The organism is uncultured Vagococcus sp., assembly GCF_963518325.1.
Taxonomy (GTDB): domain Bacteria; phylum Bacillota; class Bacilli; order Lactobacillales; family Vagococcaceae; genus Vagococcus_D.
Window position 1 is genome coordinate 1 of sequence record NZ_CAUQJB010000042.1, and the last position, 20,408, is coordinate 20,408.

Below are 20,408 nucleotides of genomic sequence, written 5' to 3' on the forward strand. Positions count from 1 at the left end.
GTCTGGGCCGTGTCTCAGTCCCAGTGTGGCCGATCACCCTCTCAGGTCGGCTACGCATCACGGTCTTGGTGAGCCATTACCTCACCAACTAACTAATGCGGCGCGGGTCCATCCTTTAGCGACACCCGAAAGCGTCTTTCATATTCGAGCCAGGCGGCTCAAACAATTATGCGGTATTAGCACCTGTTTCCAAGTGTTATCCCCCACTAAAGGGCAGGTTACCCACGTGTTACTCACCCGTCCGCCACTCAAAATCTACGGTGAGTGCAAGCACTCGGTGTAGATTTTGCGTTCGACTTGCATGTATTAGGCACGCCGCCAGCGTTCGTCCTGAGCCAGGATCAAACTCTCATTAAAAGTTTTGATAGCATCAAAAGATGCCGCTCATTTTGTTTGCTAGCGAATGTAACTTCACTATTCGATTTTTCATAAAAAATCGTAAAATCTTTTTAGTGTTCTTCTACTAAAGAAGAACAACTACACAATTTGGTTCGTCTTACTTTGTTCAGTTTTCAAAGGTCTAAGTTGTCAACTGCTTGTTTCGCAGTTGTTTGTCGCCTTAGCAACTTTATTAGAATAACATGTTTAGTTGTCTTTGTCAACAACTTTTTTATTATTTTTCAAAAGTTTTTTTACACTCAGCAGAAGTGGTTTAGAACTTCAACAGCAACTCAATTAGAATAACATATTTTAGTTGTCAGTGTCAACAACTTTTTTTATTATTTTTTTGAGTCATGAGTTTGTTTGAAGTAGCTTAGCTCTTCAATCGACAACTTAATTAGAATAACATAACGCTCTCTATCATGTCAATAGCTTTTTTCAAGAAAGTTTCATGTGCTTCTTTCAAAGCTGTCTTATATCTCAGCGACATGTAATAATATACCAAGTCTCAGAGGAAATTGCAACTATTATATTGAGTTTTTTTCGCTTTTTTTATTTAACTTGATAAAGACAGTGAATATCAAATAATCATTCGCCTTTTACTTACCAAACCGATGGCTTCCCTCTACAATTATTCGCAATATGAACTTACGTCCTATAAGTTGATTGTCCCCCAGAATCATTAACTATTTGAGGAAACCTTTCTATAGTAACAATCTGTATGATCCGATACAAAAAAGCTCGCTAAATTAGCGAGCTTTTTCTTAGCGCATTGTTGGAAATAGTAAGACGTCACGAATTGACTGTGAATTGGTCAGTAACATAACAAGGCGGTCAATTCCAATCCCTAATCCGCCAGTTGGTGGCATACCATATTCTAAAGCTTCGATAAAGTCATTATCAATCCCATGAGCTTCATCATTACCTAAATCACGTTCACGATCCTGGGCTTCAAAACGTTCACGTTGATCAATCGGATCATTTAGCTCCGTAAAGGCGTTGCCGTACTCGTTCCCTACAATGAAGACTTCAAAGCGGTCGGTAAAGCGACCATCTTCTGGATTCTTTTTCGATAAAGGAGAGACTGCTACTGGATGCCCATAGATAAAGGTCGGTTGAATCAAGGTTTCTTCGACAAACTCTTCAAAGAATTCATTGACCACATGCCCAAATTCCATGTGTTCTTCCACTTTAACCTTGTGCTCTTTCGCAAGGGAACGAGCTTCTTCGTCTGTCATCTCTTGCCAAAAATCAACACCAGTTTGTGCTTTTATTGCATCTACCATATGGAGACGAGTCCATTGTCCGCTTAAATCCACATCGGTTTCACCGTATCTGACAGATAAACTACCGTTCACTTTATCTGCAACATGTTTGATGATACCTTCTGTCAAGTCCATCACATCACGGTAATCCGCGTAAGCCGTATAAACTTCCAGCATGGTAAATTCAGGATTATGGGTAGTATCGATTCCCTCGTTACGGAAAACACGGCCAATTTCATAAACCTTCTCCATGCCACCGACAATCAGACGTTTCAAATGTAGCTCCAAAGCAATTCGTAAGTACAACTCAATATCTAAGGCATTGTGATGGGTAATAAACGGACGAGCCGCTGCACCACCTGCCATATTATGAAGAGTTGGCGTTTCAACCTCTAAATAGTCGTTGTCGTTTAAATAATTGCGGATTTCTTTAATAATCTGGCTTCGTTTAACAAAGGTATCAAAGCTTTCTCGATTACTAATTAAATCTAAATAGCGCTGACGGTAACGTTGTTCAATATTGGTTAAGCCATGATATTTATCTGGCAATGGACGGAGAGCCTTAGTTAAGAAGGTCAACGATGTAGGTTTGATGGTTAACTCACCCATATCTGTCTTCATGATATCCCCTGTTACACCGATAAAATCTCCTAAATCTGCTTGTTTGAATAACTCATATTCCTCATCACCAATGGCATCTTTTCTAACGTAAATTTGAATTTGGCCTTCGCGATCTTGTAAATGCGCAAAGCCTACTTTTCCCTTGCCACGTTTTGTCATCATTCTACCAGCGACAGTCGCTGTTAAATGCAACTCATTTAATTCTTCTTTGGTCATTTCACCATAAGCATCGTGTAATTCCTTTGAATTATGGCTACGCTCAAATCTTTGGCCAAATGGATCCATTCCTGCAGCTTGCATAGCGGCCATTTTTTCTCTACGAACCAGTAATTGGTCGTTCATTTCTTGTTGAGTATTCTGTTCCTCAGTCACTCTATTTCCTCCGTCCTTTCAAAAGCTACGTTCTTCTATCTATAATGCCACACTAAAAACAAAAAAGGCAAGGGAAATCTTTCCTTTTGCCTCTTTTCTCATGTTTTTCTAGATTTTCGCTAAAGACTACTCGATTTACGCGCTTAACCCCACCTTTGGTTAATTGGCAATCTCTCTCACTTCTGTGGCTTCGACAAACGCATCCAGCAAAGCGATAATCTCAGATTGTTTAGTAGCTTGATTAATCGCAACCTTGGTTTTCGCTGCTCTCGATATGCCTTTTAAGTAATAGGCAGCATGTTGCCGGAACTCACGAGTGCCGATCACTTCGCCTTTTAGATCAACCAAGCGCTCTAAATGAAGTTTGGCCGTTTTTATTTTATCTCGTGCAGGTGGTTCAGGCAATAGTTCACCCGTTTCTAAATAATGCTTCGTTTGATAGATCATCCAAGGGTTGCCTAAAGCTGCCCGCCCGATCATCACGCCATCACAGCCAACTTCCTCTACCATCCGTTTGGCATCTTGAGGCGTGCGAACATCACCGTTGCCCATAAAGGGTATAGTTAAGTTCTTTTTGACTTCGCGCAAAACTTCCCAATTGGCCTTACCTTCATACATTTGCATCCGTGTCCGACCATGCATTGCCACGGCTGCCGCGCCAGCTTTTTCAGCCGCCAAAGCATTCTCCACGGCAAAAACATGTTCATCGTCCCAGCCAATCCGCATTTTCACCGTCACTGGAATCTTGACTGCTGAGGCCACTGCTTCTACCATCTCGTAGACTTTATTAGGGTCCAAGAGCCATTTAGCGCCTGCCTCATTCTTAATAATTTTATTGACAGGACAGCCCATGTTAATATCAATAATCGCTGCCTTCGTGTTAGCTTCCACAAACTTAGCCGCCTCGACTAGGGTATCTTTGCTACCACCCATAATCTGAACGCTCAGAGGATGCTCTCTCTCATCGATATACAGCATCTCTAAGGTCTTTTTATTTCTAAGTTGAATCCCTTTATCACTAATCATCTCACAGACGACTAAGCCTGCGCCAAACTCTTTGACCGTCACCCGAAAAGCCGCATTACTAATACCAGCCATAGGCGCGACCACAACTCTATTAGGAATATCAATATTTCCTATTTTCCACAACGTGGTTTCCCCCTTACAACTTAACCGATTTCTTCTAATAAAGCTTTTAAATCAACTTCATCAAATTGATATTTATTGCCACAGAAATGGCAAACCGCCTCAGCACCTTGATCTTCATCGATCATTTCTTGGATTTCTTTTTTACCAAGTGAAATAATACCTGAAGCAAATTTCTCCTTAGTACAATCGCAATGAAATTGTACGGGCATTTTTTCAAGAATCTTCACATTCTCTTGACCCAACAAGCGATATAATATTTCTTCCGGTGTTTCTCCTTGATCAATCAAACTTGACACAAGGGGCACTTCAGCAATGCGTCTTTCGATCTCGGCAATCGTCTCGTCCGTCGCATCCGGCATCACTTGAATCATAAAGCCACCTGCCGCTTTAATTGAATCATCCTCGATATCAACTAACACACTTAACCCCACTGCCGAAGGGACTTGTTCAGAATTGGCCAGATAGTAGGTGAAATCTTCCCCTAATTCCCCAGAAACCAATGGAACTTGTCCAGAGAAAGGTTCTTTTAAACCTAAATCCTTGATAACTGACAAACTACCTGATGTTCCCACACCGCCACGAACATCGATCTTCCCATGTTCATTTGCCGGCAAGTTAACTTCAGGGTTTTGCAGATAACCTTTTACGTTTCCGTGACCATCAGCCACAACCACAATTGCGCCAACAGGTCCATCCCCTTGAATCTTAACTGTAATCTTATCTTCACCTTTGTTCATAGCGCCTAGCATCAGTGAGCCAACCATCGTTCGCCCTAAAGCCGCAGAAGCCGTCCGCCAAGTATCGTGGCGACGTTGTGCCTCTCCAACGGTTTTTGTCGCGTTAACTGCAAAAGCCCGAATTTGGCCATCAAAACAAAGTGCTTTTAATAAATAATCTTCCATTTGCATTCACCTAATTTTTCTATTTTTTTCATCGACCCTACTATCTTAAACCCAAAATAAGTTTTAGACAATTTTATTGTTTGCTAGTGTCCCAACAATCCCGATTTAATGCAACTACTATTTTACCTGCCAGAAAGAATGGCAAGCAGAGATTGATTTCAGTTTTTTCGTCCCCTAGCTCCACACGCTAACCTCTTAGCATTTACCAGACACACAAGCAAAAGTGGGTTGCCTAGGCAACCCACTTTGTTTATTGCTTATTTATATCGGTCTTCGAATTTTTCTTTTTCGTATTCCGTTTTTGCTTTTTCTTCTGCCGTGCGGTTGTCTGTATCTTCAGATGTTGTTTCGTCATCTTCTGGCACTCGCGGTGTAACGGGTGTGTCAGTTGGTTTCACTGGTTCATCCGCTTTTAATGCATTCTCTTTGTCTTCTTGCTTCTCTTCCGCTTGTTTCTTCGCTTCTTTTTCTTCTAAGGCTTTTTTAGCTTCCTCAAAAGTACCAGATTTTTCGCTTGGGAATTGATTAGCAATCACATCAGCTGGCATTACGCCTTCTTCAAAGAGTGATTTAATGCTGCGAGCATCTAATGTTTCAAATTCTAATAATTTTTCAGCAATTAGTTTGTGTTGAGCACGATGCTCTTCAATGATTTCACGGGCTTTCCCATGGGCTGCATTTAGGATACTGCGTACTTCTTCATCGATTTCATAAGCCACTTGCTCAGAGTACGCTTTTGTTTGACCATAGTCACGGCCAACAAAGACTTGATGATTGCCTTCGTATTGAACAGGTCCAAGTTTATCACTCATTCCATATTCCGTTACCATACTACGAGCTAAGCCTGTTGCTTGTTCAAAGTCATTGCTTGCTCCTGTTGATTTTACGCCAAAGATAATTTCTTCTGCTGTACGTCCACCTAAAAGGCCAACGATACGTTCAAACAATTCTTCTTTGGTCATTAAGAAACGATCTTCTTTCGGTAAGGCAATCATGTAACCACCTGCACGTCCACGAGGCACAATTGTTACTTTATGGACCGTATTGGCATCACTTAAGACTAGCCCACAAATAGTGTGGCCTGCTTCATGATAGGCAACCAATTCACGTTCTTTTTTGCTAACGACACGATCTTTCTTAGCAGGTCCCGCAATAACACGGTCTTGTGCTTCGTCAATATCAGAGGCGTCCACTTTTTTCTTATTGCGACGAGCTGCTACTAAAGCCGCTTCGTTTAAGACATTTTCTAAGTCAGCACCAGCAAAACCTGGTGTTTGTTGGGCCACGACTTTCAAATCTACGTCAGCTGCCAACGGTTTGTTTTTCGCGTGGACTTTAAGGATCGCTTCACGACCTTTAACGTCTGGGCGTCCAACTAAAATTTGACGGTCAAAACGACCTGGACGTAACAAAGCTGGATCCAATACATCTGAACGGTTTGTTGCGGCGATGACGATCACGCCTTCGTTCCCACTAAAGCCATCCATTTCAACGAGTAATTGGTTAAGGGTTTGTTCACGTTCATCGTGTCCGCCACCCATTCCAGCACCACGTTGACGACCCACAGCATCGATTTCATCAATAAAGATAATCGCAGGAGCCGTTTTCTTGGCTGTCTCAAATAAATCACGTACACGGCTCGCCCCAACGCCGACAAACATCTCCACAAAGTCAGAACCTGAAATTGAGTAGAACGGCACGCCTGCTTCACCAGCAACGGCTTTGGCAAGTAATGTTTTACCAGTCCCTGGAGGGCCCTCTAATAGGACACCTGCCGGAATTCTGGCACCTAGTTCAACGAAACGACGAGGATCTTTTAAGAATTCCACCACTTCAACTAGTTCTTGTTTCTCTTCTTCAGCACCTGCTACATCAGAGAAACGGACTTTATTAGCTTTTTTGTCTGCTTCTTTGGCTTTTGATTTACCAAAGTTCATCACACGGCCGCCACCGCCGCCTTGTTGACCTTGACCCATCATCATGTACATAAAGAATATAATCACGATTAATGGTAAGAAGGAGAATAACATTGAAATCCAAACACCGTTATTCGATTGCTCCTTAATGGTCACCTTGGTTTTAGACGTTGAAGCATTCTTCGTAATCTCCGCCAAAGTTGCATCATTTGGTAAGACAATCGTTGTAAAACGATCATTCGCTACATTACTTGAGCCAAGAATTGATAAACCTTTGTCTTCAACTTTTGGTTTTTCATAGTAAGTACCGGTAATCTTGTACGCGCCATTGGCTGGCTGAATTTCCATGTCTTTAATTTTTTCACTTTTTAACTGCTCAGAAAACGTTGAATACGTTATATCCGAACCGGGGCTTTTTTTATCGCCAAAGAAAAAGAATACGACCATCGCCATTGCTAAAACTAACAATATATAATAGAGTGTATTCTTCATTCCCCCGTTTTTCTTTTTATTCATATAGGGCCTCCCTCTAATAGCACAATCTTTTTATCACGCATATTTATTCTAACATACTTTTGAAATATTATTAGTTATTTGTCTCGTAAATCTCTGGTTTTAGCACACCAACAAAAGGCAAGTTACGATAGTTTTCCTTATAATCAAGACCAAAGCCCACTACAAACTCATTGGGCACGTTGAATCCAGAGTAATCTGGGTAAATATCCACAACACGACCTTCTGGCTTGTCCAAGAGTGTGACAATTTTAACAGACTTAGCTTGACGGTACTTAAATAACTCCACTAAGTACTTTAACGTTTGACCACTGTCAATAATATCTTCAACAATCAGCAAGTCACGACCTGCTACATTGGTATCCAGATCTTTAATTATTTTAACCTCGCCTGAAGAAACTAGCGCTTCTCCGTAGCTTGATACATCCATAAAATCCATCTCTAATTGCATGTCCATTTCACGAATCAAATCTGCCATAAATGGAATCGCCCCTTTTAAAATCCCGATAACCAAGGGATTTTTGTCGGCGTAATCCTTGGTGATTTGCTGACCTAATTCTTTCGTCTTAATGGCTATTTCTTCTCTTGAATACAATGATTTTTCAATGTCTTTCTCTAACATAAGAGTCTCCTTCCAGATCTTGCTTAATCCTTTGAAAAGTTTTGACGCTCGGTAGCCGAGCATGACTTTAAATAGATAAGCCTGTAATGTATTTTATCAGTTTCTTTCACAATACTCAAATAACTTTTCCTAATTGGCACAATCCAGATAATTTCTCCTGCTGAATCACAAACTAACCACGTTTGCTCGCGCTTTTTAAGGGGAATTTTACTGTCAATAAAAACCCGGTTGACTTTCTTGTGATTACCGGCTTGATTGTAAACAAACCGATCCCCCGGTTGTACGTGACGTACCACTAGTTCTCTTAAGCTCTCACTGACAGAGCACTCAAAAGTCTGCCAATGGTTGATTGTTTCAGGGATTTCAAGAGGTTGATCGACACGCTCGAATCCTAACCATTCGCTTTGACTGAGATATATGCCTTGCCCCAGACTAAGGCTTTGTGGCGAATCAGCTACAGCCCCTTGTGAGTCAGTGACTTTCAATAATGCTACTTGATAGCCTTTTTCAAGTCGCCAACCTGCTGCTAAATGAATCTCTCGTGCACCGAGATCACTGTTGAGCATGATTAAGGCCTGGCTAAGCTGTTCCTCATTCACCGGTATCCCTTCTACGACTAACACCTTTTGCCAAAGGGAAACTAATAACATGTATTGTTGACTCTCAGATAAAGAACGAAATGACCTTAAATCAATGGACCACTGATTATCAATGTCATGGATCACTTTTGGCCAAAGTTCGTTGACTTTAACTTCAATAATATCATTAGCATACGCGATTTGTTTGACGAAATTATGAATATGTTTTAAAAAGTTTGCGTTTTCCCCTTTAAATTGAGGAATAATCTGATTTCTAATCCGATTTCTTAAATAATCATTTTCTCTGTTACTGGCATCTTCAAAATAAACAACCTGATGAGAAGTCGCCCAAGCTAACAGCTCCTCCTTGGAAAAAGCCAATAAAGGACGGTGAATAACCAAACCATTCCGTTGACTAGTAGGACGAATCCCCACTAAGTTTTGCATTTGACTGCCACTGATTAACTTCATTAAGACGGTTTCCGCCTGATCGTCACCATGATGGGCTGTAATCAGGCAATCAAACCCTTCCTCTTGACAGACTCTGGCAAAAAAGCCATACCGAGCTTGGCGGGCCTCATTTTCCAGATTGCCCATCAGAGGCTTTTGCCAGGTTTTAGCATAAAAAGGAATTCCCTGCTCCTGACAAAACTCTCGTAGAAAAGCCTCTTCCACTTGAGAGGCCGACCGCAGCTGGTGATTGACATGAGCCACAGCAAAAAAGGGACGCTCACTAGCCGGAACCTTTAGTAACAGGTGCAACAATACCATCGAGTCGACACCACCTGAAACAGCCAGTAACAAACGGTCACTTTTTTGCCAAAAGAGTTGGCGCTTATTTAATTCTCTAAATCTGTGAGTGACTGCCACAACGCTTTCCTCCCTGACAAATAACAATAGCCGAGACAATAGCCTCGGCATATAAGTTCAAATTATTTAGTTACGTCGTCCACCACGACCGCCACGTTTACCTTCAGTATTGCGTTTTAACGAAGTTAAACGATCGTCGCTATCTTTCAAAAACGAACTCATTAACGAATCAAAATCATCTTTTTTGTGAGCTGCTTGGACAACCGGTTTTTTATATTCTTTTCGCTGAGGGCGAGTAAATTCTTTTTTCGGTGCTCTTTCAGGCACTTCTTCGGAAACACGGCGAATGGACAAGCCAATCTTACCATCATTACCAACGGACATTACTTTCACTTCAACTGTTTCCCCTACTTTAAGCACATCATTGATGTCCTTCACATAGTTATTGGAAACTTCACTAATATGAACCAACCCTGTTTTTCCTTCACCTAAATCGATAAATGCTCCAAAATTTGTAATACCTGACACTTTACCAGAAATTTTTGCCCCTACTTCGATTGACATAAAAAAGTTGTTCCTCCTTAGTATTTTTAAACCTTATTTATAAATAAACTCGCCTGTGAACCTTTGCTATTTCGACGATTCAGTCGTCTCAGAGTCAGTTGATTCATCGGCTTTTGTTTCTCCACGAGAATTTGGATTGATTTGCGGGATACTAAAAACCAGTTCTCCCTCTTTCGTATAAAAATACTTTTGACGCGCAAGCTTTTCTAAATAAGCTGGGTCTTCCAATAATTTTACATCGTATTCCAATGACGCCACTTTGGTTTTCAGCTCTGCCTGAGTTGCCTCAGCAGTCGCCTTTGCCTCATTCAATGTCCCGATACGTTGATAACTTCGCAACAAATTAAAGCCGCTCAACACAAAAATAACTAAAGCGACAGCGAAAATAACCGCTAAACGACGACGCCGAAAAATGATTTTCTTTTGTTGTCTATTAAATTGTTTAATTTGCTCCTTAGTAAATTGATTGCCGATAGACGCTACATTTGACTCTTTTGGCGCTGGCTGTTCAATTTTTTTATCTTCCATATCAAAAACTCCATTCCTGGATTCTGTTTCATAGACATTATATCAATAAGGACGGTCATTGTCTAATCTAAATTTTCGTAGGTAGTCTCTCTTGTTTCGCTGACAATCTCATACATATTCTGAGCATCGTCTTTTTTTGTTGAATCTTTCAAATCTAACACTTTCACTTCAAGTGTCTTATTTCCGAAAACAATTTTAACTAAATCACCAATCTTAACTGATGTTGATGATTTTGCTATTTGGCCGTTCACTTGAATCCGGCCTTTGTCTGCCACTTCTTTGGCAACCGTCCGTCGCTTAATGATTCGCGACACTTTTAAAAATTTATCTAAACGCACGTTTTGTTCCTCCTTATTTTGACAGCTTAACCCTGAAGACCTAAGAATTCGATCTATTTCGCAACAGCTTCTTACCCATAGGAATCATCAACCACTCACGCAAAGTAAAGAGCCTAATTTTGACTAACATCCACAGAAAGACCGTCCCACCAATGGCCACACCAACAACTGAAGCGATAAAGAACAACAGACGAGACTCACTGGCCATAAGCCATGACTCAACAAACCCACGATAAACAGCTAAACTTATTACCATCATACCTAAACAGGTCAGTAATTTCCAGATAAACCATGAGTTAATCCCTGATTTGCTCATTGAGGGTGAGTAATGAACCAATACTAGTAGACAACTCCCTAAACCGAGCAATGTTGCCAAGCTTGCTCCGACTGTTCCCAGATACCCGGTTAGCAGCGGACTAACTCCGACTTTCACCGTCCATCCTAGCACAAGCCCATATAAAGGCGGTCGATAGTGATTGCGGCTTTGAAAAAGGGTTTGGTAGGCCAGAACTACTGACATAAAAAACACCGTCCCCATAAACAGGCTAAGTGAGAGGGTTTCTTCACCGTCGCCGAAAAGACTGTTGCTAATGTACGGCAACAACATAATCAGCCCCACACTGGCTGCACTGGAAATCACCATAGTGATACGCAAAAATATGCCAACTGCTCGCTCATAAAAAACCACTTTCTTTTCCATGTGATACTTCGTCAATGTCGGTAAAAATGACGTGGTCAGTGCCACAGCGATAACCAACCCAACTTGGACAAGGGGTTGTCCCCGATCATAAACCCCTTTGGTAACCTTTGCTTCCATATTAGTTAACCCAGACAACACCAATTGATTTTTAATCACAAAAGAATCGACTAATTGAAACAAGACTAGTAAGGAACTATAACCACAGATTAAGCCACCTTCGACCAAAAAGCGGCGGGTGTACGGTCGAGACTTAGCCGTTTGTTTCAAACTGCCCAATCCATCTTTCCCAAACAGTTTAAGGGTAGGACGATACTGCCATAGGACGTACAAGGCCCCTAAGCCGCCAACCAGAGCACCAGCCATGGCAATCGTGCCCACCTGATAAATCGACCAATCCACTTTCGTGAATATCAAGGCTGCCACTAAAATGACGCCAACCCGTAAAACTTGCTCCCACAACTGAGAATAAGCCGTCGGCGCCATGATTAATTCCCCTTGATAATACCCTCGAAAACTCGTTAAAAATGGCGTTAACAAGAAGACGAAGGAGACCATTTTAATAAGAGGAGCTAGGTCACTGTCTCCCATCCACTTAGCCAACAAGTCGCCGCCAAAAAAAGTTACTGCGAACATGCTTGCTGACAACCAGAAGACTATAGGGAAAATTCGACGAACAACCTTTCGTTTCTCCACCTCATCTTCTTGTTCTGCCACTAATTTTGATAAAAAGACCGGCAGTCCTGATAAGGCCAAGGTCATGGCTATTCCATAAATCGGATAAACTTGCTGGTAGGCATAAAACCCCTCATCACCTACCATATTTTGAAAAGGCACACGATAGACGGCGCTTAAGATTTTAACCATAAAGGATGTGACCGTCAACAGTAACGCTCCACGCATCAGCCTTTGTTGGCCAGCTTTCGCCATTTTTTCACCTACTCATTATAAGAATGGCTTACGCCTCTTTTGAAAATTCTTTACTTGTATACTTTTCTTTTCTAAGAGCCGTCACAAATTGTGATAACTCCATTAACCAAACAGCCGCGCTCATCTCTTTAGGAATGGTCAATTGAATCCGCATTTGCTCACCATCTAACCCTAAATCGGCTTTCAACTTGGTCACTGCTAAGGTTTTAAACAACTGATCCACTTTATAAGCGTTAGTTCCTGCAACACTTAGTAAGATGCTGATTTTTTCTTTGTTTCGGCGAATGCTTTCTATTAAAGCAAAATCACCATTCATCTTAATTAAACCAATCGACAAGAGGTAACCCACTTCATCTGGATAAGGACCAAAGCGGTCAAATAAATCACTTTCCAGTTCCTCATACATTTCCATGGTTTCCAACTGACGGACCCGCTTATAAATTTCAATCTTCTGACGCTCATCGGTAATATACTCAGATGGAATATACGCATCGATTCCCACGTCAATCTCCATAGAGGTTTTGTAATCCTGTGTTGTGTCCCCTTGTTTACGAGCCACTGCCTCACTCAACATTTGGGTATACATATCAAATCCGACTGAATCGATAAAGCCATGTTGTTGGGCACCTAATAAATTCCCTGCCCCACGAATGGATAAATCACGCATGGCAATTTTAAAGCCGGAACCTAGCTCTGTAAAATCTTTAATCGCCTGAAGACGTTTCTCACTGACCTCATTTAGGATTTTTTGCGGTTCATACATGAAGTAGGCAAAAGCCACCCGATTACTACGACCGACCCGCCCCCGTAATTGATAAAGCTGAGACAAGCCCATGTGATCCGCATTTTCAACAAAGAGGGTGTTCACATTAGGAATATCCACCCCTGTTTCAATAATCGTCGTCGTTACCAAAACATCGTATTCTTTATTGATAAATTCAAACAGGACATTTTCCAATTGAATCTCCGTCATTTGCCCGTGAGCAAAAGCGATTCTAGCATCTGGCACAAGTTCCAACAGCTCATCGACTTTTTGTTCAATCGTATCCACTCGGTTATACAAGTAAAAGACTTGCCCTTCACGAGCCATTTCACGCTCAATCGCATCACGAACAGCTCCAGGATTTTTTTCCATCACATAAGTTTGAACCGGATAACGATTAGCCGGCGGTGTCTCAATCACCGATAGATCTCGGACACCTAACATTGACATATGCAAGGTTCGTGGAATCGGTGTGGCCGTTAAGGTTAGCACGTCCACTTGAGAACGAAGTTGTTTCAGACGCTCTTTATGTTTCACACCAAAACGTTGCTCTTCGTCAATAATTAACAAGCCTAAATCTTGAAACTCAATGTCTTTTGACAAGATTCGGTGAGTCCCAACGACGATGTCAATTTGGCCTTTGCGCAAGGCGTTGGTTGTTTCTGTTTGTTGCTTTTTCGTCCGGAAGCGGCTCATCAGACCGACCGTCACTGGAAAACCAGCAAATCGTTCCAGCATGGTTTCATAATGCTGTTGAGCTAAAATCGTCGTTGGCACTAAAAAGGCTACTTGCTTGCCATCCTGAATAGCCTTGAAAGCTGCCCGCAAGGCCACTTCTGTTTTACCATAACCCACGTCTCCCACAAGAAGGCGATCCATTGGTTTCGTTTTTTCCATATCCCGTTTAATTTCCTGAATACTGCGCAACTGATCCTCTGTTTCACTGTAAGGAAAGGCATCTTCAAATTCTTTTTGATAATCGTCATCTGGTGAAAAGGCATAACCTTTTTCTGCCTCACGTTCAGCGTACAACTGAATCAAATCATCTGCGATGTCTTCAATCTTAGCCGTTACCTTGTTACGGGTTTTGGTCCACTCAGCTCCACCTAATTTATTAATTTTCGGTGATTTTGATTCAGAAGCCACATATTTTTGAATTAGATTTAGCTGGGTGACAGGAATAAATAATTTATCGTTATTTTGGTAGACAATCGTCATATAATCTTGATGAACCCCATCCATTTGGAGGGTTTCCATGCCGACATATTTCCCAATCCCGTGATTAATATGAACCACGTAGTCCCCTGGTTTCAGTTCATTATAGCTCTTCAGCCGTTCTGCATTGGAAATATTTTGCTTCCGCGCACGCTTCTTCGCAACCGTCTGCAGCAGTTCTCGCTCGGTAATAATCACCAGTTTTTCTTCCGGCAGTTCGAAGCCTGATTGCAGTTGACCTACAGCAATTTGAACCTTACCATCTAACAACTTGTCAGTAGTCGTAATAACGGCTGAGATATCGTGATCAATAAACATCTCTTCGGCTTTTTTACTTTTCTCTTCATTAGAGACGAGCACAATCACCGTTTCATTCTTCTTCTGCCAACGCTCCATTTCCACCTTTAAAAGGGGCATCTGGCCAAAAAATTGTTGCATGGCTCGGAATTGAATCGTGTGAATTCCTTGAAATTTTAAATTCCCCATGCCCTTTTGGAATAAAGAGAAGTAACTAATGTGACAGGGCGTCTTTTTCATGACATTCCGCAAATCGGCTCCCAGTGACTGGTCAGGGAAGACACGTAGTTCCTGTAGCTTCATGGTCAACCATTCCGCTTCTTCCAGTAACATGTCTTTCTCGGCCTCTAACACCCGTGGATAGTCGTCGACACAAATTAAGTCATCCACTTCCAGATAGTCAAATAAAGTCGTTTTTTCGCCATATAAAAAATCTAAATAATAACGAGCATCATCCGTTGGATTACCAGACTGCCACTCACCAATCACGGTTTCAAAATAACTGCGCAACAATTCTTTATCCGTCTCTTCTTTGACCACTGCCACATGCTTCACCAGGGCATCCTGCAGACGCTCCGCTCCTGCTGATAAGTCATTTTCCGTTACAAAGACATCGGTTGCCGGACTGATGGTCACTTCCCCAATGGTTTCAATGGACCGTTGAGTGTCCGCTTCAAAATAGCGAATGGAATCGACTTGAACATCAAAAAAGTCAATTCGTACAGGGTAATCTGTTGTCAGTGGGTAAATATCTAAAATACTACCACGCAAACTAAATTCTCCTGGTTTGCCGACCATCCCTTGACGTTCGTAACCCATGAGAACCAATTGCTTCATTAGTTGATCAATGTCAACTTCCGCATCCTTGACCAGTTTTCGTTCAAATTGTTGCCAATCCTTAGGAGCCGGTAAGTACTTGCGAACACCTGCTAGAGGTACCACAATCACACCTGGTTGCCCGCTAGCCAAGAACGACAAGGTCGTGACCCGTTCAGCCAAGGCTTCCGGTGAAGAGAATGACATCTCAACAGAGGTCACTTCATCTACAGGAAAGAGATGCAATTGCTCATCTGGAATCACATTCCGTAGATCATCCATTAAATTACTTGCCTGATACAAGTTAGGCGTCACAATGACGACTCGCTTTTGCTTTTCCTGAAACAGACTAGCCATTACAAGCATCTTAGCCGAACCTGCTAGCCCAGTCACTAATTGCTGTTTAGCCGTTGCTGTTTGATCAAGCCACGAGCGGATTTTTTCCGAATTGATTATTTTTTCCATAATACTCATTGATAGTTATCCTACTTCCTATGTCTTCACATTAAATTGGTTCATTGCATCGACAAACGTGTGACCCTCAGCCCAGTACAGACTAGCATCAGCTGCTTTTTTTACTGAAACCAACATATCCTCGTGGGTCTCTTTGGGAAAAGTACCAAGGACATGAGAAATCACATCTTGTCCCGGACGAGGCCGATCAATCCCGATTCTAATTCGATTAAACTCTTTAGTTCCTAAGTGTTGAATAATACTCTTAATGCCATTATGACCACCAGCGCCGCCTTTTTGTCGCAGACGCAAACTACCGATTGGCAAATCCAAATCATCGTAAATGACTAATAAGTCAGCCATCTCAATATTATAATAATTCATTAAAGGCCCCACCGAGCGACCCGACTCATTCATAAAGGTAACAGGCTTGGCTAAAATAATCTTTTCTCCGCCAATAAAAAGCTCCGCAATATCCGCCTCGCATTGATGTTTATTAAAGGACGCCCCCTCTCGATGAACTAATTCATCGATCGTAATGAAGCCGACATTATGCTTGGTTGCCATATATTTTGATCCCGGATTACCTAAACCTACTATTAATTTCACCGATGATACCCCTCTCAGTTCCCTGATTAATTCTTATTTATGTTAGAAAAACCCTGAGATTTTACTCAGTAATACACAAAATAGCTGAGCGATGAGTTATTCCTCGCCCAGTTTTCTTTTAATTATAACACATCGAGGCAAATCTTCATAAACAATTTACTTGCTTTCTCATAAGAAAGTTTTTATATTAATAGAGTAACACTTGTTCATTCTTAATATTTCCTTAAAGCGACTTAAAAAATCCTAAAAACTGGGGTTTTTTGGAGAAATAGGTCGCAATTTCCAAGCGATATGTTACAATATGATTACAAAACAGAAGAAGGAGCTTTTTATGAAAGCAAAGAAATGGATTTTTATCTTACTCGGAGTACTCCTATTACTTATAATCGGTCTATATACATATCAAGTTAATTTCTTTAAACAACATTACCTTCCGCAATCGACAGCTAACGGAATTGACATTAGTCAAATGACCTACAAAGAAGCTGAAAAAGCCTTAACGGAACAAAGTGCCAAAGAAACCTTTGATATTCTTGACAATGGGCAAGTTTGGAAACAAATTCCCACAAGTGAACTAGGTATGGAATACAACTACTCACAAGATTTAGAAAAAATATTGAACAAGCAAAACAATTATCTGTGGTTTACAAGCTATTTCAGTCAACACAAACATGACTTAAAAGACACCTCTGTCAATGAGGAGAACCTTAAAGCCTTTTCCGATTCTCTTGTTAATGAAATCGGTGAATTAAACAAGGGCCGAACGGTTTCTGCCAATGCCACCATCAAGAAAAACGATCAAGGTTTTGAAATTGTTCCCGAAATTCAGGGGAATAATATCGAAGCAGATAAAGTCGTTGCACAGTTAAAAGAAAAACTAACAACTGGCAAAGAAAATCTAGAGTTAGAAGAATTTATTGCCAAGCCAGCTGTCACATCTGACAATCCTGATCTGAAAAAGAATTTAGCGGAAGTCAGCCGGATCACCGATCAACAAGTTACCTATATTATTAACGGTGAAAATGTGGCCGTACCAAAAGCTGATATTGCTGGTTGGATTGACTATGATCAAGCAAATAACAAAATCGCTTTGGACAAAGAAAAAATCAGAGCCTATGTGGCAAACATTGGCGCTCAGTACAATACCAGTACAAACCCAACTAAATTCAAGAGTACTGCTCGAGGAGAAGTTTCTGTCCCAGCTGGATCTTATAGCTGGACCATTCAAACAGACACCGAGACCGAGACCCTTTACGAGGAGCTCCTAAAAGGTGAAGGCGTCAATCGGTCACCCATTGCTCAAGGTAGTGCCTCAATCAGCGCCCCCCTTATCGGCAACACTTACGTGGAAGTTGATTTACAAAATCAGCACATGTACTACTACCGCGATGGTAAACTCTTTTTAGAAACTGACGTAGTAACAGGTAAACCCACCACTCCAACACCAGCTGCAACGAACTATGTTTGGAAAAAAGAACGTAATTCTACCTTGCGTGGTACTAATGACGACGGGTCTAAATACGCAGAACCCGTTGACTACTGGATGCCAATTGACTGGACAGGAGTTGGCCTTCATGACTCCCCTTGGCAACCTGCTTACGGTGGCTCATTGTGGCAAACAGTTGGCTCCCACGGCTGTGTTAACACACCACCTGATGTTGCTGCTAAACTTTATGAAGCCATTGAAGTCGGTACACCAGTATTGGTTTTTTAATCAATTAAACACCAAATAAGCTAACTTAACTCACTGGTTAAGTTAGCTTATTTTTCTTGATAAAGCAGTCCAGCAATTGCCAAAGCCTCTTTAATTTCAATAAAATGTGGCTGATCATGACAAACTAAGGTATGTAGATGAATGCCCCCCGTTAAATTAAGCAATAAGCGGGCATTATTCGCTGTTATCCGTTCAATAAATGCGGTCACATCTTCTGCCGTTCGAATATCTAAATTCCCCGTCAGCTCACCATAAATCGGGTGGTCGACTGAGACATCTGCTACTACGCCTCCAAGTCCGACAATCAAGGATAGTTCAGCTTCGGTTTCCGCTAGCTGGTGCTGACACACCACTTGACCTCGATAACTGCTTGGATCCATCTCCTCCAGTACATAACCTTTAGCCGTAGCACGCACACTCAGCCCCGCTGCTCGAATCAAGGCTACATCGCCTACAATAATCTGACGACTAACCCCAAATTCCTTAGCAAAAGCCGAGGCACTAAGGGGGGTGTCCGCTTGCTTTAACTGGGCTACAATCAACTCTCGTCTCTCTTCTCCTGTCATATTCTCACTTCCCATTAGTTTTAATTTGATAGTTTTTAGAAATCGTCAGCATTGCCCGGTACACTTCCACAATACTTTCTTCATACTCGGCTTCTTTGACATAATGACGAACCTTATCCAAAAGAACCACTTCTCGTTGTCCATCTAAAACAGCCAACTGATTCTCCGCTTTGATTCGCGCTACTTCTGTCACAACTGTCATTCGTTCTTCTAATAACGCGACAATCTGTTTATCCAGTTGATCAATCTTTTCCCGTTGTTGACTTAACATACTCCGCCTCTTTTCTATCGTTATAACTCTTCAAAAAAGCCTGTGGCATCTTCTGTTATCATCAGATAATCACCAGCTAGGGAAAGAGCTTCATTATTCACTACCACTACCTTACTGCCACCCTTGAACCGCAATAAATCACTAAATGGATAAACTTTAAAACTCGTTCCCACGATGACTAGGACATCTCCTGCTTCAACTGCTTGAATAGCAGACTCAATGATGGCACTGTCCAAGTTTTCTTCATATAATACCACATTCGGTCTGATGTGCCCGCCACACTTATAGTGGCAATCACTTGTTAAATAATCCTCTACTGTCACTGTTTGTCCACAAGCCATGCAATAACAGTCATAAAGACTTCCGTGAAAATTAATCACCTGACTACCCGCTTTATCGTGGAGTTGATCGATATTTTGGGTCACAATCTTGACTGCTCTATTCTGAGCCAACTCGGCCATCTTTTGATGAATCACATTAGGCTGCGCCTCGGGATGGTACAACTGCTTAACAAACTCATAAAACTTCTGGGGCTCTTCCATCAAACAACTGCGACTCAACAGATACTCAGGTTCTTCGATCCCCTCATATACACCACCCATTGAGCGGTAATCGGGAATACCTGAGGCCACAGAAACCCCTGCTCCGGTTAAAAAAGTCACCCGTTGACTCTCTCTAATTAATTGAATTGCCTCTTTTCGTTGACTCATTTTTATCACCTCTCTTTATTATAGCATTTCAACTACTAATTTTTTAGAGGGATGTTTAAAATTATACGGGCTTTACCCTGACTATGATCAAATGCCTCATAAGGCTCGCTCCTTGTGGTGCCAGATGAACGCCTCTTTGTGAGATTAGTCATCATAAAAGCCTAAGGACGGCTATAGCAACCATAATCATCCCAATGGCCAGATACTGTTTAATCGTTAATTTTTCTTTAAGAACAAGTCGTGACAAGATCACCGAGACGATACTGTCAGAAGAAATCATCGGTGCCACAACTATTGAGTTACTAGCGATTGCACCGACATAAAAGAACTGACCTATGGTTTCACAAAGGGCTGCCAAAGTCCGATATTTTTCCTTTTTCACAGGCATCTTGGCTTTTTTTACAAGAATTAAATAACTAAAGACCAAAATTCCAACTATTAAAAAAGTCAGCTCATAACTGATGAGCGCCTGATCCTCCGACATGATCTGCTTCGTTTCCAAATAATAACCATCTAAAAAGGTCCCTGTGCCGTCAATCACACAGTGACAGTATAAGATGGGGAAATTAATCGCAATCGCCCCAACTCGATATTTTTTATCCTCTTGGGCCAGTTTTCGGTCCATCTCTTGTTTTTCAAAATCGGACAGGAGGACAACCCCTAATTAAATAACGTTGATTGCTAAAAATTGACTCACTTCCATACGACCCGAATAAAGAAAGACATCAGCGCCGAAACAGAAAAATAGAGGATGATATTCAGCCAATCAAATTTAACGTTCTGGTACATCATCCTATATAAGACCGCG

Annotated in this window: 17 protein-coding genes and 1 rRNA gene; 1 reads left to right on the forward strand and 17 read right to left on the reverse strand. The window is 41.6% G+C overall.

Annotated elements, in window-relative coordinates:
* The 13 genes from RWN13_RS21280 to pth all read right to left on the reverse strand — a co-directional run.
* Positions 1-357, reverse strand: a 16S ribosomal RNA gene (locus RWN13_RS21280); the annotation flags it as partial.
* 788 nt (positions 358-1,145) lie between these two features.
* Positions 1,146-2,639, reverse strand: a complete 1,494-nt coding sequence (lysS, locus tag RWN13_RS21285; RefSeq protein ID WP_314067802.1) for a lysine--tRNA ligase — start codon at positions 2,637-2,639, stop codon at positions 1,146-1,148.
* Between the two features lie 159 nt (positions 2,640-2,798).
* Positions 2,799-3,788 carry a tRNA dihydrouridine synthase DusB gene (gene dusB, locus RWN13_RS21290; protein WP_314067804.1) on the reverse strand — a complete coding sequence of 330 codons (990 nt, stop codon included), beginning with the start codon at positions 3,786-3,788 and terminating at the stop codon, positions 2,799-2,801.
* Between the two features lie 20 nt (positions 3,789-3,808).
* Entirely contained in the window at positions 3,809-4,690 is an 882-nt protein-coding gene (hslO, locus tag RWN13_RS21295; RefSeq protein WP_314067806.1) for an Hsp33 family molecular chaperone HslO, read from the reverse strand.
* A gap of 257 nt (positions 4,691-4,947) precedes the next feature.
* A complete protein-coding gene (ftsH, locus tag RWN13_RS21300) occupies positions 4,948-7,122 on the reverse strand; it encodes an ATP-dependent zinc metalloprotease FtsH (RefSeq protein ID WP_314067809.1) in 2,175 nt (724 codons plus the stop codon).
* Between the two features lie 70 nt (positions 7,123-7,192).
* Positions 7,193-7,741 (reverse strand): hypoxanthine phosphoribosyltransferase, encoded by a 549-nt coding sequence (gene hpt / locus RWN13_RS21305; protein ID WP_314067811.1) that lies wholly within the window; start codon positions 7,739-7,741, stop codon positions 7,193-7,195.
* A 23-nt stretch (positions 7,742-7,764) separates the two neighbouring features.
* Positions 7,765-9,189: a tRNA lysidine(34) synthetase TilS gene (gene tilS, locus RWN13_RS21310; RefSeq protein WP_314067812.1), complete on the reverse strand. Its 1,425-nt coding sequence runs from the start codon at positions 9,187-9,189 to the stop codon at positions 7,765-7,767.
* Between the two features lie 66 nt (positions 9,190-9,255).
* Positions 9,256-9,693 carry a S1 domain-containing RNA-binding protein gene (locus RWN13_RS21315; RefSeq protein ID WP_209532140.1) on the reverse strand — a complete coding sequence of 146 codons (438 nt, stop codon included), beginning with the start codon at positions 9,691-9,693 and terminating at the stop codon, positions 9,256-9,258.
* Between the two features lie 66 nt (positions 9,694-9,759).
* Positions 9,760-10,221 (reverse strand): septum formation initiator family protein, encoded by a 462-nt coding sequence (locus tag RWN13_RS21320; RefSeq protein WP_314067815.1) that lies wholly within the window; start codon positions 10,219-10,221, stop codon positions 9,760-9,762.
* A gap of 62 nt (positions 10,222-10,283) precedes the next feature.
* The gene (locus tag RWN13_RS21325; protein WP_314067817.1) at positions 10,284-10,559 is read right to left on the reverse strand and encodes an RNA-binding S4 domain-containing protein; all 276 of its coding nucleotides are present in this window, start codon (positions 10,557-10,559) and stop codon (positions 10,284-10,286) included.
* A 40-nt stretch (positions 10,560-10,599) separates the two neighbouring features.
* Entirely contained in the window at positions 10,600-12,186 is a 1,587-nt protein-coding gene (locus RWN13_RS21330; RefSeq protein ID WP_314067818.1) for a polysaccharide biosynthesis protein, read from the reverse strand.
* 28 nt (positions 12,187-12,214) lie between these two features.
* A complete protein-coding gene (gene mfd, locus RWN13_RS21335; protein WP_314067819.1) occupies positions 12,215-15,751 on the reverse strand; it encodes a transcription-repair coupling factor in 3,537 nt (1,178 codons plus the stop codon).
* 18 nt (positions 15,752-15,769) lie between these two features.
* Entirely contained in the window at positions 15,770-16,339 is a 570-nt protein-coding gene (gene pth, locus RWN13_RS21340) for an aminoacyl-tRNA hydrolase (protein ID WP_314067821.1), read from the reverse strand.
* A gap of 331 nt (positions 16,340-16,670) precedes the next feature.
* Here pth and RWN13_RS21345 point away from each other — a divergent pair, with 331 nt between their 5' ends.
* Positions 16,671-18,053 (forward strand): L,D-transpeptidase family protein, encoded by a 1,383-nt coding sequence (locus tag RWN13_RS21345; RefSeq protein WP_314067823.1) that lies wholly within the window; start codon positions 16,671-16,673, stop codon positions 18,051-18,053.
* A gap of 47 nt (positions 18,054-18,100) precedes the next feature.
* Here RWN13_RS21345 and RWN13_RS21350 read toward each other — a convergent pair whose 3' ends face one another.
* The 4 genes from RWN13_RS21350 to RWN13_RS21365 all read right to left on the reverse strand — a co-directional run bounded on the left by RWN13_RS21350 (position 18,101) and on the right by RWN13_RS21365 (position 20,225).
* Positions 18,101-18,619 carry a transcription repressor NadR gene (locus tag RWN13_RS21350; protein WP_314067825.1) on the reverse strand — a complete coding sequence of 173 codons (519 nt, stop codon included), beginning with the start codon at positions 18,617-18,619 and terminating at the stop codon, positions 18,101-18,103.
* Between the two features lie 4 nt (positions 18,620-18,623).
* Positions 18,624-18,890 (reverse strand): chorismate mutase, encoded by a 267-nt coding sequence (locus RWN13_RS21355; protein ID WP_314067827.1) that lies wholly within the window; start codon positions 18,888-18,890, stop codon positions 18,624-18,626.
* A gap of 20 nt (positions 18,891-18,910) precedes the next feature.
* Entirely contained in the window at positions 18,911-19,600 is a 690-nt protein-coding gene (locus RWN13_RS21360; RefSeq protein ID WP_314067828.1) for an NAD-dependent protein deacylase, read from the reverse strand.
* A 151-nt stretch (positions 19,601-19,751) separates the two neighbouring features.
* A complete protein-coding gene (locus RWN13_RS21365) occupies positions 19,752-20,225 on the reverse strand; it encodes a DMT family transporter (protein WP_314067829.1) in 474 nt (157 codons plus the stop codon).
* Positions 20,226-20,408: the final 183 nt, after the last annotated feature.